Below are 12,570 nucleotides of genomic sequence, written 5' to 3'. Positions count from 1 at the left end.
GTCGGGCAGTGCGAGGGAGGCGGGCAGCAGCCCGGCCCGAGCCACCGGGACCGGCTCGGGGACGGGACGCGCCGAAGGCGCGGCTTCGGCGGCCGGTTCCCCTGCCCGTAGGGCGGCGACGGCGGCGGTCAGCCCGACGAGCAGCCGGCGCCGAGTGGGACGTGCGGGTGGCTCGCTCAGCACAGCCCGCTCACCGGCAGCCGCACCGTCACACCCGCGGCGTCGCGCACGAGCGCGTCGGCGAGCCGGGCGTCATACGGCCGGATCACCCTCGCGGCGTCTTCGGCCTGCGCGGGCTGCCCGGCGACGGTGATGTTGCGTACCCTCGCCGCGGCGCTGCCCTCCGCCTTGTCGAACCAGTAACTGCCGTCCCAGCCGACCAGTTCGGTTCCGCCGGCCGTGGCCTGCACGCTCCAATGGTCCAACTGCCAGTAACGGCAAGCAGGTACGGCGATGGCGAAGCGCGCCGGCTCGGCCAGCAGAAAGCGCGCCGCGCCACCGTTGGTCACGGTGATGTCCCGCTTGGCGTACTCCACGCACAGCGGGTCGGCGCCGAACAGGGAGAGTGGCGGCGTCTCGCCCTCGCCGTAGCGGTGGAAGGTGCACGCGGAGGCGTACGAGGGGTCGGTGTAACCACCGACGCTTGGCTCTGCAGCCGAGGCGGAAGCGGCGGGGAGCAGCGCGGCGGCTGCCGCCACCACTGCGCCGAAGACGGTGAGGCGGACGCTTGTCGACAGGGCGCCGAGGGCGTTCGTCGTGTGGCGGAGTACGGGCACAGCAGGACCTTCTTCACGTCCCAGCCCTGATGGGCGGCGGTTACCGGCGGTCACATGCAGTCAGCATCTTGATTGCTGCTCGCTGTCGGCGCAAGACATGGGACGGAGGTGATCCCGGTCGGTGGAGAGGCAAGGGCGTCGGCACACCCTCCGGATACGTGAAGCGTGCACGCCCGCCGGACAACGGCGCCGGAGGAGACGCGTACGACTCGCAGCGTCAAGCCGCCATGCAGCGATCACCACAGAGGACTCCGGCTGAGAACCTTCTGAGAAACGTCGGCCCGGACCGAGCGGACTGCCATCCCGTATGACGCCGTTCACCTGTGTGTTTGCTTCCGCGCCGGTCTCACGACGCCGGTGGCTCAGAGGGAACGCAGAAGTTGCGCCGCCAGGATTGTGCCGTGCCGCGGTATCCGGAACGTCCGGCCGCGACCAGCGGCGCAGAATGGAGACCAGCTGTCGTGACCACTGTTGTGGACGGCCGCCCGGCTCCCCGTCGGCCGCGCGCCCGGCACCGTGACTCCGGGCCACCGACCGCCGCCCTGCCGCCCGGGGCGCTGCCCGCGGCGATACTCGTGCTCATCTGGTGTGGTGCCGCCGCGGTGCTCGCCCTGTGGTGGGTGGGCACCCCGTCCGTCGCCGGGGCCGCGGCCTGGCTCACCGGCGCCGGGCGGATCACGGGACTGCTGGCCGGCTATGCCGCGCCGGTGCTGGTTCTGCTCATGGCCCGGCTGCCCTTCCTGGAACGGGGAGTCGGCGCGGACCGGCTGGCGCGTTGGCACGCGATGGGCGGGCGGTACATGGTCAGCCTGGTCCTGGCTCACGTCGTGCTCATCATCTGGGGTTACGCGCTCACGGACGGCAGCGGCGTGGCGGGGGAGACGGTGGAGATCGTCTTCCACTACCCGGAGATGCTCAAGGCCACGATCGCGACCGTGCTGCTGCTGGGCGTGGCCGCGGTTTCCGCGCGCGCCGCCCGCCGCCGGATGCGCTACGAGACCTGGTACTACCTGCACCTGGCCACCTATCTGGCGGTCGCCCTCGGCTTCGGCCATCAATTGGCCAACGGTGCCGATTTCGTCTCCCGGCCGCCGGCTCGCGCCGCCTGGTACGGCCTGTACCTGGGGACGGCCGCGCTGCTCGGCTGGTACCGGCTCGTCGTGCCGTTCCTCGCCGACCGGCGGCACCGGCTGCAGGTGGCCGAGATACGGCCCGAGGCGCCCGGGACGGTCTCGGTCTACCTCACCGGACGGCACCTGGAGAGGATCAAGGCGGAGCCGGGTCAGTTCTTCCGGCTGCAGTTCCTGGCCCCCGGCCTGCGTTGGGCCGCCAACCCGTATTCACTGTCCGCCCCCGTGCACCCGCAGTACCTGCGTTTCACCGTCAAGGACCTGGGCGGGCACAGCGCGGCGGTGGCGCGGCTGCGGCCGGGCACCCGGGTGCGTGCGGAGGGACCGTACGGGGCCTTCACCGCGGCACGCCGACGGTCACGCAAGGTGCTGCTGCTGGCGGCAGGCGTCGGCATCACCCCGCTGCGCGCGCTGTTCGAGACGCTGCCTGCTGCCCCGGGGGACCTGACTCTGGTCCACCGGGGCAGCCGGCCGGAGGATCTGATCTTCCGTGCCGAACTCGAGGACATCGCAGCCGCCCGAGGCGCCCGGCTCCACTTCCTGGTCGGCCCGCGCCGGGAGGTGGGTGAGCCCCTCAACGCCCACACCCTGAACCATCTGGTGCCGGACCTCGCCCGGCACGACGTCTTCCTGTGCGGCCCTGAGGCGATGACCGTCACCGCGGTGAGCGCGCTGCGAGCAGCCGGTGTGTCCCGCCGCCGTATCCACCATGAGTCGTTCACCTTCTGATCCCTCCCGCACGTTCCAGGAGCTCGCTGTGCGCCGAATCGTCATCACCAGTGCCGCCACCGTCTCCGGTGTGGTGCTGCTGCTCTCGCTCAAACCACACTCCGGCGCCACCGCCTCCGGCGCACCGTTCTCCACCGGCGCATCCCCGGGCGGCAGCACCACGGAGGCCGGCGGCGGGAGTTCGGCTGCCACGCCCGGCACCGGCAGCGACTCCGGCTCCTCCGCAGCCACCCGGTCCGTCACCGGCGAGGCGGAGCAGACCCGCTTCGGCCCCGTCCAGGTAAGGATCACCGTCGAGGGAAGCAAGATCACCAACGTCGCGGTGCTCCAGTACCCCAGCGACAACCCGAAGGACCAGGAGATCAACAGCTACGCCCTGCCGACCCTCAACCAGGAGGCGATCAGCGCACAGAGCGCCGAGATCGACGCCGTCTCCGGCGCCACTTTCACGAGCGACGGCTACATCAACTCGTTGCAGAGCGCGATCGACAAGGCGGGGCTGTGACCGGTGCACCGCTGCGGCACGTGGAACACGTCATGGGCACCGTCTTCTCCTTCGACATCCGCGACGCCGGTTCGGGAGCGCGCAGGGCCGCCGTCCAGGACGCGCTGCGATGCGCCGTGGAACGCCTGCACCGCATCGACGAGTTGTTCTCCACCTACCGCGCCGACAGCCAGATCGGCCGGTTCGACCGTGGCGAGCTGACCCTCGACGCGTGCGAACCCGAGGTGGCCGAGGTGCTGCAGGCCTGCGCGGCGGCCGGCAGGGAAACCGGCGGCTGGTTCAGCTCCCGGCCCGCAGACCGCCTCGACCCCTCCGGATACGTCAAGGGATGGTCCGTCGAACAAGCCTCGCACCTACTGTGCGAGGCGGGGTCGGTGCGCCACAGCATCACCGGCGGTGGGGACGTCCAGACAGTGGGCGGGCCCGCGCCGGGGCGGCCCTGGCGGATCGGCGTCGCCCACCCGCAGCGACCCGGCCTGCTCGCGACGGTGGTCGCCGGCCAGGACCTGGCCGTGGCCACATCCGGCACCGCGGAACGGGGCGCCCACATCCTCGACCCGCACACCGGCCGGCCGGCGACCGCACTCGCCTCGCTGACCGTACTCGGCACCGGCCTCACCCGCACCGACGTCTGGGCCACGGCAGGCTTCGCCATGGGGCCGGACTGCCTGGACACCATGGAGACGGTCGACGGACTGGAGGCGCTCGCGATGCTGCCCGACGGCAGCCGCCGGTGGACCTCCGGATTCCCTGCCTACGCCGCCGCGCCCCTCACCACCATCGACCCCGCCGACTGGCGCAGCGCCCTCCCCTTGCCGCCCGGCATCCGGTGACCGAGGCGTCGGGTCGTCAAGCGGCTTGCTTCCGAGAACTCCAGGCGTCGTCCGATGCCCGCGGGGCGATGCGCAGGGCGAGATGGCCAGGCACCGTGCGTGCGGCTGCATTCCGGAACCTGGACGTGCGGGGCGTTCCGTCAGGTGCGACGCGTGAGGATGCTGATCGCGTTGACCGAGACGACGGTTGCCATGCCGGCCCACTCGGTCCAGCCCAGGTTCTGCCCCAGAACGATCCATCCGACCACGGCCGCGAGGACGGGGTTGACACTCATGAAGAGACCGAAGGTCTGCGCAGGCACGTGGCGCAGCGTGAACAGGTCAGCGAGATACGGCACGGCCGAGGACAGAATGCCGGCGGCGACAGCGCAGGCGGCGGCCCCTGCGGTCGGCGGGTGCTGTACGACGACGACGAGTCCGACCGGCAGGAACGCCAGGGCGGAGAGGCCGGCCGCGGCCGCCGATCCCTCTGCTCCGGCGATGCGGCGGCCGACGGTGCGGTTGAGCAGGATGTAGGACGCCCAGCAGACGGCGGCCAGCAGCCCCAGACCCATCCCGACGTAGTCGGTGGAAGGCTGCGGGCGCATCAGGGTGACGACGCCCGCTGTGGCGATCACCGCACAGCACGCGTCCACGCGACGGCGTGAGGCGGCCAGGGCGATGCTGAGTGGTCCGAGGAACTCCAGGGTCACCGCCAGCCCGAGGCCGATGCGGTCGATGGCGCTGTACAGCGACAGGTTCATCGTTCCGAACACCAGCGCCAACAGCAGTACCGGCCACCACTGACGCCAGGTGAAGGTCCGCAGGCGGGGCCGGCCGACGGCCAGCAGGACGATGGCGGCGACGTACTGGCGTGCTGCGACGACACCGACAGGCCCGAGGACGGGGAAGGCCAGGGAACCGATCGCGGCGCCGCTCTGGTTGGAGAGGCCGCTGCCGAACATGGTGACCACACCGGCCAGGCGCTTTCCGCCGGGCCCCGGGGCCGGGGGCGTCGAGGCAGTGCGGTGCGCGGGTGCTGCTGGGCCTGCGGGAGCTGCTTGCATGCCCCGATCGTGCGACCGCCCGCCCCTTGCGCAAAATGCATTGGTCGATCCATCTATACGCTTGAGTCATGGATGTGGAGCTGCGGCAGTTGCGCTGTCTCGTCGCGATCGTCGACGAGGGCAGTTTCACCGATGCCGCCCTCGCGCTCGGTGTCTCCCAGGCGGCCGTGTCCCGCACGCTGGCCTCGCTCGAACGCGCCCTTGGGGTGCGGCTGTTGCGGCGGACCTCCCGTGAGGTGACTCCGACCGCGACCGGGCTGCGGGTGGTGGCGCAGGCCCGACGGGTGCTCGGCGAGGTGGCGGATCTCGTCCGGGAGGCCACGTCGGGCCACACCCGCGTGCGGATCGGATACGCCTGGTCGGCCCTTGGCCGCCACACGCTCGCCTTTCAGCGGCGCTGGGGCGGCACGCACCCCGAGACGGACCTGCAGCTCGTCCGCGTCAACTCCGGTACCGCCGGGCTGGCGGAGGGCGCCTGCGACCTCGCCGTGGTGCGCAGGCCGCTGGACGACCGCCGCTTCGACTCCGCCATCGTGGGGCTGGAGCGGCGTCTGTGCGCCATGGCCGCCGACGACCCCTTGGCCAGGCGCCGCTCGGTCAGGCTCTCCGACATCAGCGGGCGTACGCTGCTCATCGACCGGCGGACCGGCACCACCACCACGGAGCTGTGGCCGCCGGACTCCCGCCCGTCGACCGAGGACACGCACGATGTCGACGACTGGCTCACCGTCATCTCCACGGGCCGCTGCGTGGGGATGACGGCGGAGTCCACCGCCAACCAGTACCCACGGCCCGGCATCGTCTATCGGCCGGTGCGCGACGCCGAGCCGATCGCGGTGCGGCTCGCCTGGTGGCGGGACGACCCGCATCCCGCCACTCAGGCCGTGATCGAACTGCTCACGGCGCTCTACCGCACGGGGTGAGTCCTGGCCGCGGAGCCCGGAGCGGAGGCGAGAACCGGCCTCGGGCACAGCGTCCGCCTCGGTGAAGAGACCTCCGCGCGCATCACCGCCGAGCACGGTCGTAGCTCCCCATGTCCGTACGCCCGGCCCCGGGACGAAAGACCCTAATCCCGGGCTGCCAGAAACCGGTCCGCCCACAGCCGCAGCAGCTCGTCGTCGAATGTCGGGTCCTCGCGCAGCACGCCGGTGAGCGCCAGGCCGCGGTGCAGGACCAGCAGTGATTCGCAGAGCAGGGCGAAGTCCTCGCGCCCCGCTGTCTCCGGGCCGAAGATATCGGCCATCACCGCACGCTGGGCCGCGCCCACTTCCCGCTCGGCCGGAAGGAGTGCCGCCCTGAGGTCGGCGTCGGTGCGGGCCGCCAGCCACAGTTCCAGGCCCGCGAGGAAGTACGGGCCGGACATCGCCGTGCGCAGCAGGGCGAGTCCCTTCTCGCGGCTCCGTGCGCCGCCGTCCGTCTCGCGGCGGATGTGTGCGAGTCGCATCTCGGCGACATGGTGGGTGGCGGCCGCCAGCAGATCGGCCTTCGAGGCGAAGTGGTGCAGCAGCGCGCCTCGGGAGACGCCCGCCCGCTCCTGTACCCGCTGGGTCGTGGTGCCCGCGAAGCCGTGCTCGACCAGACAGTCGATCGTGGCATCGAGGAGGCGTTGCCGGGTCTCCTCCCGGCGTTGCTGCTGGGTGCGGCGTGGAGCGGGCATGGCAGCGAGCGTACGACAGGACAGGGAACCAACAAACAGTCTGGACGGACTGTATGTGACGGGTCTATCGTCCGGCGCATGCTTGCCGTAGACCTGGTTCGCCGCGGTGCCGCGCGTTTCGCAGGACGTACCGCCGTGCATTTCGAAAACCGTTCCCTCACCTATGCGGAGGTCGACGAGGCCGCCAACCGCCTGGCCCACGTCCTCGCAGGACTGGGCGTCGGCCCTGGCGACCGGGTCGGGCTGCTCCTCGGCAACGGGCTGTGGTCCATCTCCGTCGACTTCGCCTGCTTGAAGGCCGGGGCCGCCCGCGTCCCCCTCAACGGCCGCCTCTCCGCCGCCGAACACACCCGCATGCTCCAGGACACCGGTGTGACCCTGCTGGTGTACGGGCCGGAACTCGCCGAGCGTGCGCTCGAACTCGGCGCCGCCGTACCGGGGCCGGCGCTCGCCTGCCTCGGCAGCCCCGACGCGGCCGGCCACCTCGACCTGCTGTCGGCCATGCGCGAGGCGAGCCCCGCAGACCCGATGCTGCCTGCGGCGGCGGACGACGTGATCCTGATCCTCTACACATCCGGCACCACCGGAACCCTCAAGGCCGTGCAGCACACGCAGGCCGGCTATGCCGCGATCACCGCGAACATCCTGTCCAACCTCGTCTCACCCGGCCGGGACGATGTGATGCTGCACGCCGCATCGCTCATCCACGCCAGCGGCACCTTCGTACTGCCCTACTGGGTACGCGGTGGCGCCTCCGTCGTCCTCGGCGGCTTCGACCCGGACGAGTACCTGGCGGCCATCGGCCGCTACGGGGTGACCGCGGTCAACCTCGTCCCCACCATGCTCGGCATGCTCTTCGCCGACGGGAGCGCCGAGCGCGCCGACCTCGCCCGACTGCACACCGTCGTCTACGGGGCCAGCCCGATGCCGCGCCCCCTCATCGAGCACGCACTGGACGCCTGGGGCCCCAAGTTCGTCCAGTACTTCGGACAGACCGAGGCGCCGCTGTGTCTGACCGTGCTCGACAAGGAAGACCATGCCGAGGGCGGTGATCTGCTCGGCGCCGCCGGACACCCGGCGGTCGACGCGCGGCTCGTCCTCACCGACGGGGACGGCGCCCCGGTCGCACCGGGCGGGATCGGCGAGGTCCGGGTCAAGGCACCGTTCGCCATGGCCGGGTACTACAACGCGCCCGAGCTGACCGCCGCGAGCCTCACCGACGACGGCTGGATCCGCACCAGGGATCTCGCACGCTTCGACGACCGCGGCTACCTTCACCTCGTCGACCGCAGCAGCGACATGATCATCACGGGAGGCTACAACGTCTACCCGCGCGAGGTCGAGGACGCCCTCGCGAGCCACCCCGCGGTCGGGCAGTGCGCCGTTGTCGGTGCCCCCGACGCCACCTGGGTCGAGGCCGTCACCGCCTTCGTCACGCTGCGGCCCGGGGCCATGGTGTCCGAAGCGGCCCTGCGCGATCATGTGCGCGCGCGGCTGGCCGGCTACAAGGTGCCCAAGACCGTGCACTTCGTCGAGACCATCCCGTACTCGCCGGTCGGAAAGATCCTCCGCCGGGCCCTGCGCGACCCCCTGTGGGAGGGAAAGTGACGACCGAACACCCCGCCGTACGGATCGAGCGCGACGGCCCCGTCCTCACGGTGATTCTCAGCCGCCCCGAGGTCCGCAATGCCGTCGACGGGCCGACCGCCGATCAACTGGCCGATGCTTTTCGCAAGTTCGAGTCCGACCCGAACGCATCTGTCGCCGTGCTGTGGGGCGAGGGCGGCACCTTCTGCGCCGGAGCAGACCTCAAGGGCATCGGCACGGAACGCGGCAACAAAGTCCACGCCGAGGGCGACGGGCCCATGGGGCCCACCCGGATGCGGCTGAGCAAACCGGTCATCGCCGCGGTCTCCGGACACGCCGTGGCCGGCGGCCTGGAACTCGCCGTCTGGTGCGATCTGCGGGTCGCCGAGGAGGACGCGGTCTTCGGTGTCTTCTGCCGGCGCTGGGGCGTGCCCCTGGTGGACGGCGGCACGGTGCGGCTGCCCCGCCTGATCGGTGAGAGCCGTGCGATGGACCTGATCCTCACCGGCCGCCCGGTCCCGGCAACGGAGGCCTACGACATCGGGCTCGCCAACCGGCTCGTGCCGACCGGTGAAGCACGTCGCGCGGCGGAGCAACTCGCCCGGGAGATCGCCGCGTTCCCCCAGCTCTGTCTGCGTCACGACAGGCTCTCCGTCCGCGAACAGCACGGCCTCTCCGAGCCGGACGCCCTGGCGGCCGAGTACCGGCACGGCCTGGTTCCGCTGACCGCGGGGGAGACCCAGGCCGGTGCCGACCGGTTCGGCGACGGTGCGGGCCGCCACGGGTCGTTCGACGAGTGAGCCGAAACCCGGCTGACACCGGAAACGGGCCCGTCCTACGCTCGCCGGATGACGACACCCAGCTACCCGGACAAGCCCCGCCCCGGCGACCGCATCGCCGTCGTCTCCCCGTCCTCCGGACTTCCCGGAATTCTGCCCCTGCCCTACGAGTTGGGGCTGCGCAGACTCCGCGACGAGTTCGGGCTCGAAGTGGTGGAGTATCCGACGACGCGGACCATGGGGTCGACCCCGGCCGAGCGGGCCACCGATATCCACGCGGCATTCGCCGACCCCGAGATCAAGGCGGTGATCGCCAGCATCGGCGGTGACGACCAGATCACCGTCCTTCCACACCTGGACCGCGAGCTCCTGCGCGCCAATCCCAAGCCGTTCTTCGGATACAGCGACAACACCAACCTGCTGGCCCTGCTCCGGAACCTGGGCATCGTGGGCTACCACGGCGGGTCGGTGATGGTCGAACTCGGACGCCCCGGTGCGATGCACCCGCTGACCGCCGACTCCTTGCGAGCGGCCCTCTTCACCCATGGCACCTACGAATTGACTCCCGCCAAGGAGACCGACCACGTCAACCGCCGCTGGGAGGACCCCCGGACCTTCGACTCCGAGCCCGAGATGCGACCCGCCGACGGCTGGATCTGGCACAACGCCGACCGGGTCGTCGAAGGACCCGGCTGGGGAGGCAACCTGGAGATCCTGGCGTGGCTGCTCATGGCCGACCGCGAGATCCGGCCGGTCCGCGACTACGCAGGCAGCGTGCTCTTCCTGGAGACGTCCGAGGAGATGCCCTCTGCCGACGAGGTCTACCGGATCCTGCGGAGCATGGGGGAGCGTGGGCTCCTGCAGCAGTTCCCCGTGCTGATCATGGGGCGGGCGAAGTGCTGGTCGTTCGCACAGCCGCTCGACGCCGAGGAGGGAGACCGGTTCCGTGCGGAGCAACGGCAGGCCGTTCTGCGCGCGTTGAGCGAGTACGCCCCCGACACGATGGCCGTCCTCGATGTCGACCTCGGCCACACGGACCCGCAGATGGTGATCCCGTACGGCGGGAACATCCGGGTCGACGGACCCGCCCGCCGTATCGTCGTGACCTACTGAGGCCCCACTTGCCGGTGGGCTTCTTCCTCGTCGGCGAAGTATGCCGAAGGGGTCGTTCCCAGCGCGCGGCGGAACATCGCCGTGAACGCACTGGGTGTCGCGTAGCCGAGACCGGTGGCGACAGCGGTGACCGGGGTGTTCCTGGCGAGCAGCGTCACCGCATGGACGAGCCTGGCCTGCTGCACCCAGCGGGCCAGGCTCAGACCGGTCGCCGCGGTGAACCTCCGCTGCAGACTCCGCGGGCTCATGTGCGTGTATGCCGCGGCCAGTGACGTCGTCCACGGCCGGCCCGGCGCCTGCCGGATCGCCTCGCACAGTCCGAGCAGCTGGGGATCGGCGGAGGCGGGAAGATGCAGCGCGGGAACCGGGCGCGGTGCGAGCAGCAGGAGCAGCAGTTCCATGATCTTGCCGTCCCGGCCCGTGCGCTCGTACTTCACGGGCAGCCGCGTCGCCTCGTCGATGAGTTCACGCAGCAGCGGGGACACCGAGACGACCGTGGGGTCGGCGGGCAGCCGCCAGTCCGGCTGGGGCTCGATGTAGAGCGTGCGCATGGCGACCGCGCCCGCGCACGTCATCGCATGGGTGAGGCCGGCCGGGAGCCAGACGCCCCGGGTGGCGGGAACCACCCAGGCGCCATGGTCGGTGACGACCGTGATGGCACCCGTCGTGCCGTAGATCAGCTGCGCCCGCCGGTGTTCGTGCGGCGGGATGTGATGCCCGTCCGGCAGATCGCGCGCCATCGCGGCGACCGGCCTCGGCACGTCCTGGTAGTCGTCGCGCTGCTCGCTCTTCCCGTACATTGGCGCACTCTCGACAGGTGTTGGCACTCCGGCGAAAGTATGCCAGTACGGGGTCGGCCTAGCGTCGGCGCATGTGATCCAGAAGCTGACCGTCCTGCTCGCCACCACCAGTGCCGTCACTGCGGCAAACGTCTATCTCAACCAGCCGCTGCTGGGGGCCGTTGCCGCGTCGTTCGGCGTCGCGCCCGACGCACTCGGGGCCGTACCCACCGCGACCCAGCTCGGCTACGCGGCAGGAATCCTCCTGCTCGTGCCCGCCGGCGACAGCCGGGACCGGCGGCGGCTGATCCTCGGCCTCGGTACGGCGTCCGCGCTCGCGCTCGCCGGCTGCGCAGTGTCGACCGGCGTGTGCGCGCTGATCGTGTCGAGCTTCGCCGTCGGGCTGCTCTCCCCGGTCCCGCAGCTCGTCACCCCGCTCGCCGTCGCGCTGGCAGGGAGCGGGGGCCGGGGACGGATCGTCGGCACCGTACAGGGCGGCCTGCTGGTCGGGGTGCTGGCCTCCCGCGCCTACGCGGGGGCGCTGGGCGAACTGGTCGGATGGCGGCCCGTCTACGGGTGCTCCGCTGCGCTGACCCTGCTGCTGATGCTCGTGCTTCGGCGGACGCTGCCGTACGTCCCGGCCGCGGGGGACATCGGCTACCGGGCGACCCTGTCCTCGCTGCCGCGGCTCTTCGCCGCCCACCCGTTGGTCCGCCGCATCACGCTTTCCGGTGTGCTGGTCGGGATCGCGTTCGGCGCGTTCTGGACCGCGCTGACCTTTCTGCTGGAGGGGCACTACCGCCTCGGACCGACCGTGATCGGGCTGTTCGGACTCGTCGCCGCGGCCAGCGCCCTCGCCTCTCCGTACGCCGGGCGGCTGGCCGACCGCCTCGGGCATCGGGGTGCCCTGGCCGCGCTGATCGGCCTGGTCGCCGTGGGCTGGCTCGTACTCCTGCCCGGCGGCACCGGGCTCGGGTGGCTCATCGCCGGTGTGGTCGTCCTGGATGTGGGTGTCTGGGGCAGCCAAGCCGCCTGTCAGACCGCTCTGTTCACTCTCGATCCCGCTCTGCACAACCGCCTCAACACGCTCTACTTCACGTTCCGCTTCCTCGGCATCGCGGTCGGCTCGCTCGTCGGAACAGTCGCCTGGGTGGGCGGCGGCTGGTCCGCGGTGGCCGGCACGGGCGTCGCCGCCACGGCGGCCGGGCTGATCGTCGCTGTCCTGCCGGCGCGCCGCGTGATCGGTTCGCCCACATGTCGTGTGTGACGCCGGAATTGGCATGCAGGGCGTGGGTGGCGTGATACGTACGCCTGAACTGGGCGCGTGCGCCTGCGCGACGGGGTGGCCCATCACTTGGCGAGCGTGACAGCGGGGCGAGCGGTTCGGCCGGCACCTCGGTCAGATCAGTGTCGGCTGAGATCGCCACGGGCCGCCGATACTGTCACACATTCCGAAATGGAACGATGTTGACGTCTGAGCCGATGAACTCGCCGGGACTCTGGCTGACTTCACCGTGCGGAAAATGCTGCGCCGGGTGTGGCAGTGGGACTTTCTCATGCAGATCATCAGACTCTTGACCGCGATGACCACCCTCGTCAGCCGACGAATTGCCGGTGAGCCCGCTCAAGAATGCAG

Annotated in this window: 13 protein-coding genes; 8 read left to right on the top strand and 5 right to left on the bottom strand. The window is 71.2% G+C overall.

Features of this window, described 5'->3' with window-relative positions; all coding sequences use genetic code 11:
• Positions 1-176: 176 nt before the first annotated feature.
• Positions 177-776 carry a hypothetical protein gene (locus OHA88_RS10175; RefSeq protein ID WP_328625208.1) on the bottom strand — a complete coding sequence of 200 codons (600 nt, stop codon included), beginning with the start codon at positions 774-776 and terminating at the stop codon, positions 177-179.
• Positions 777-1,237: 461 nt separating this feature from the next.
• Between OHA88_RS10175 and OHA88_RS10170 the strand changes: the two genes are divergently transcribed.
• From OHA88_RS10170 to OHA88_RS10160, 3 genes are read left to right on the top strand one after another with little or no spacing between them, the layout of a single operon-like run.
• Entirely contained in the window at positions 1,238-2,635 is a 1,398-nt protein-coding gene (locus OHA88_RS10170) for a ferredoxin reductase family protein (protein ID WP_443044206.1), read from the top strand.
• Positions 2,636-2,663: 28 nt separating this feature from the next.
• Positions 2,664-3,140: an FMN-binding protein gene (locus OHA88_RS10165; protein ID WP_328625207.1), complete on the top strand. Its 477-nt coding sequence runs from the start codon at positions 2,664-2,666 to the stop codon at positions 3,138-3,140.
• Positions 3,141-3,172: 32 nt separating this feature from the next.
• Complete coding sequence (locus tag OHA88_RS10160; RefSeq protein ID WP_328629642.1) at positions 3,173-3,973, top strand: FAD:protein FMN transferase; 801 nt, start codon at positions 3,173-3,175, stop codon at positions 3,971-3,973.
• Between the two features lie 140 nt (positions 3,974-4,113).
• Here the strand turns inward: OHA88_RS10160 and OHA88_RS10155 are convergent, their stop codons facing one another.
• Complete coding sequence (locus OHA88_RS10155; protein ID WP_328625206.1) at positions 4,114-5,019, bottom strand: EamA family transporter; 906 nt, start codon at positions 5,017-5,019, stop codon at positions 4,114-4,116.
• Between the two features lie 68 nt (positions 5,020-5,087).
• On the opposite strand from OHA88_RS10155, the gene OHA88_RS10150 reads away from it, so the two are divergent.
• The gene (locus tag OHA88_RS10150; RefSeq protein WP_328625205.1) at positions 5,088-5,942 is read left to right on the top strand and encodes a LysR family transcriptional regulator; all 855 of its coding nucleotides are present in this window, start codon (positions 5,088-5,090) and stop codon (positions 5,940-5,942) included.
• Between the two features lie 143 nt (positions 5,943-6,085).
• On the opposite strand, the gene OHA88_RS10145 is transcribed toward OHA88_RS10150, so the two are convergent.
• Positions 6,086-6,676 (bottom strand): TetR/AcrR family transcriptional regulator, encoded by a 591-nt coding sequence (locus tag OHA88_RS10145; protein ID WP_328625204.1) that lies wholly within the window; start codon positions 6,674-6,676, stop codon positions 6,086-6,088.
• Positions 6,677-6,754: 78 nt separating this feature from the next.
• Between OHA88_RS10145 and OHA88_RS10140 the strand changes: the two genes are divergently transcribed.
• Genes OHA88_RS10140 through OHA88_RS10130 form a run of 3 tightly spaced genes read left to right on the top strand, consistent with a single transcriptional unit; the run spans position 6,755 to position 10,155 of the window.
• The gene (locus OHA88_RS10140) at positions 6,755-8,284 is read left to right on the top strand and encodes an AMP-binding protein (RefSeq protein WP_328625203.1); all 1,530 of its coding nucleotides are present in this window, start codon (positions 6,755-6,757) and stop codon (positions 8,282-8,284) included.
• Positions 8,281-9,063, top strand: a complete 783-nt coding sequence (locus tag OHA88_RS10135) for a crotonase/enoyl-CoA hydratase family protein (RefSeq protein WP_328625202.1) — start codon at positions 8,281-8,283, stop codon at positions 9,061-9,063. Before OHA88_RS10140 ends, OHA88_RS10135 begins: the two co-directional genes overlap by 4 nt.
• Positions 9,064-9,111: 48 nt before the next feature.
• Positions 9,112-10,155, top strand: coding sequence for a S66 family peptidase (locus OHA88_RS10130; protein WP_328625201.1), 1,044 nt, complete (start codon positions 9,112-9,114; stop codon positions 10,153-10,155).
• Here the strand turns inward: OHA88_RS10130 and OHA88_RS10125 are convergent.
• Entirely contained in the window at positions 10,149-10,955 is an 807-nt protein-coding gene (locus OHA88_RS10125; protein WP_328625200.1) for an AraC family transcriptional regulator, read from the bottom strand. The genes OHA88_RS10130 and OHA88_RS10125 overlap by 7 nt on opposite strands.
• Positions 10,956-11,028: 73 nt before the next feature.
• Here OHA88_RS10125 and OHA88_RS10120 point away from each other — a divergent pair, with 73 nt between their 5' ends.
• The gene (locus tag OHA88_RS10120; protein ID WP_328625199.1) at positions 11,029-12,201 is read left to right on the top strand and encodes an MFS transporter; all 1,173 of its coding nucleotides are present in this window, start codon (positions 11,029-11,031) and stop codon (positions 12,199-12,201) included.
• A 175-nt stretch (positions 12,202-12,376) separates the two neighbouring features.
• Here OHA88_RS10120 and OHA88_RS10115 read toward each other — a convergent pair whose 3' ends face one another.
• Positions 12,377-12,562 (bottom strand): hypothetical protein, encoded by a 186-nt coding sequence (locus OHA88_RS10115; protein ID WP_328625198.1) that lies wholly within the window; start codon positions 12,560-12,562, stop codon positions 12,377-12,379.
• Positions 12,563-12,570: the final 8 nt, after the last annotated feature.

Source organism: Streptomyces sp. NBC_00353, assembly GCF_036108815.1.
Lineage (GTDB): Bacteria > Actinomycetota > Actinomycetes > Streptomycetales > Streptomycetaceae > Streptomyces.
This window is presented reverse-complemented; position numbering and strand designations above follow the sequence as displayed.

Excerpts from the sequence above, each read along its gene's own strand:
- OHA88_RS10160 (WP_328629642.1), top strand. The coding sequence starts at position 3,173 with ATGGGCACCGTCTTCTCCTTCGACATCCGCGACGCCGGTTCGGGAGCG.
- OHA88_RS10155 (WP_328625206.1), bottom strand. The coding sequence starts at position 5,019 with ATGCAAGCAGCTCCCGCAGGCCCAGCAGCACCCGCGCACCGCACTGCC.
- OHA88_RS10150 (WP_328625205.1), top strand. The coding sequence starts at position 5,088 with ATGGATGTGGAGCTGCGGCAGTTGCGCTGTCTCGTCGCGATCGTCGAC.
- OHA88_RS10145 (WP_328625204.1), bottom strand. The coding sequence starts at position 6,676 with ATGCCCGCTCCACGCCGCACCCAGCAGCAACGCCGGGAGGAGACCCGG.
- OHA88_RS10140 (WP_328625203.1), top strand. The coding sequence starts at position 6,755 with ATGCTTGCCGTAGACCTGGTTCGCCGCGGTGCCGCGCGTTTCGCAGGA.
- OHA88_RS10130 (WP_328625201.1), top strand. The coding sequence starts at position 9,112 with ATGACGACACCCAGCTACCCGGACAAGCCCCGCCCCGGCGACCGCATC.
- OHA88_RS10125 (WP_328625200.1), bottom strand. The coding sequence starts at position 10,955 with ATGTACGGGAAGAGCGAGCAGCGCGACGACTACCAGGACGTGCCGAGG.